Source organism: Phenylobacterium sp. (assembly GCF_030654915.1).
Taxonomy (GTDB): Bacteria; Pseudomonadota; Alphaproteobacteria; order Caulobacterales; family Caulobacteraceae; genus Phenylobacterium.
In genome coordinates this window covers 1-1,602 of the sequence record NZ_JAURWM010000039.1, presented here as the reverse complement: position 1 = coordinate 1,602, position 1,602 = coordinate 1, and the positions used below count along the sequence as shown (strand labels likewise).

At 65.4% G+C, this 1,602-nt stretch carries 1 protein-coding gene and 1 pseudogene; one reads left to right on the top strand and one right to left on the bottom strand.

Annotated features, from left to right (window positions below; all coding sequences use genetic code 11):
* Window positions 1–994, bottom strand: a 994-nt coding sequence (locus Q7T84_RS01625; RefSeq protein WP_304805843.1) for a helix-turn-helix transcriptional regulator, incomplete at its 3' end; no start/stop codon positions are given.
* Between the two features lie 160 nt (window positions 995–1,154).
* Between Q7T84_RS01625 and Q7T84_RS01620 the strand changes: the two are divergent.
* Window positions 1,155–1,602, top strand: a pseudogene (locus Q7T84_RS01620) (hypothetical protein); the annotation flags it as partial.

Here is a 1,602-nt window from a genome sequence, read left to right as displayed (position 1 = left end):
TGCCGGCCGGATCGACCCGGATGAAGAAGAACGGCACTCGCTCCTGGCCGGGCTTCTGCAGGGTGGTCAGCCGGTGGGCGGTCTGCTCGAAGCTGGCGCTGAACTGGCGACCCAGGGCCTCGACATCGTAGCGACGCGCCTCGGCCGCCTTGGCGAAGGCGGTATAGGGCATCAGCAAGGCGGCGGCGGCGTAGCTGGCCAGCGCTCGCCGAGTCAGGCGCTCGCCGCTGTCGGTCGCGAACGTGCCCTCGTCGGCCACCGAGTCGATGTCGTCGCGCATCTCCAGATAGGCGAGCTGAAGCGCCAGCTGGAAGAGCTGGCTGGCGGTGTCCAGGCCGTCGTCGAGCAGGATTTCCTTACGGTGTCGGTCGAGCCTGCGGATCGAGCCGACCATCACGTTCGATGGCAGGCGCCGGACACGCAGATTATGGCGCGCCTTCAGGTAGCCGACGATGTTGTCATGGCTGCTGACGGCCTGGGCCAACCGCTCGGCGGCGTCGTCCAGGCTGGGGAAGCTGTTGCGGCGGGCGGCGAGAAACCGCCGCGATTCGGCGACCGGGTCGGGGGCGTCAGAGCCTCGCCCGCCCGTCGCCAACGCCTCTGCGCCGCGGTCGGCGAGGGCGAGTTGCTCCTCCTGATAGGCCGTGTAGAGCCGCAGGAGGGCCTCGGTGATGCCTGGGAAGTTGGTGGTGACGTCGGCGGTTTCGAGCGTGGGCAGGTCGATGTCGGTGAACATCGGATCCTTCAGGATCGCCTGGAGACGGACGGCTTCGTCCGAGCCGCCGTCGCCCGCCAGGGCGGCCATGTCCATCTTGTAGGTCTGGGACAGGCGCAGCAACATCTCGGCGCTGAGCGGGCGATGATTGCGTTCCAGCAGGGCGATGTAGGACGACGAGACGTCGAGATCGGCGGCCATGTCGGCCTGGGTGAGGCCGTGGTCGCGACGAAGCCGTCTAAGGCTTGGCCCCACATAGAGGCGGCGTTCCGGCAGCATTTTCAAACTCCGCAGCGTGTAGAGTTCTTACATCACTACAAGAGGCGTCTGTAAAGTTTGACATCCGCACCTCGCGCCGACTCCACACCGACGAAATGGCGCTGTACGCCGCCGTCCAAGTACCGGGTCCCAGTTTCCCCCGGCTGATCGGAAGAGGCACATGTCCTATCAAGACCATATCATTCAGATGAGCCAGCTCATTGAGGGCAAGAAGGGTCCGTGGAGCGGCATCGACGCCGAGTCCGTGGCTCGCATGCGTCTCCAGAACCGCTTCAAGACCGGTCTGGAAATCGCCCGCTACACCGCCGACATCATGCGCAAGGACATGGCTGGCTATGACGCCGACTCGTCCAAGTACACCCAGTCGCTGGGCTGCTGGCACGGCTTCATCGGCCAACAGAAGCTGATCTCGATCAAGAAGCACTTCGGCACCACCGATCGCCGCTACCTCTACCTGTCGGGCTGGATGGTCGCCGCCCTGCGTTCGGAATTCGGCCCGCTGCCGGACCAGTCGATGCACGAGAAGACCTCCGTGCCGGCCCTGATCGAAGAGCTGTACACCTTCCTGCGCCAGGCTGACGCCCGCGAACTCGGCGGAATGTTCCGCG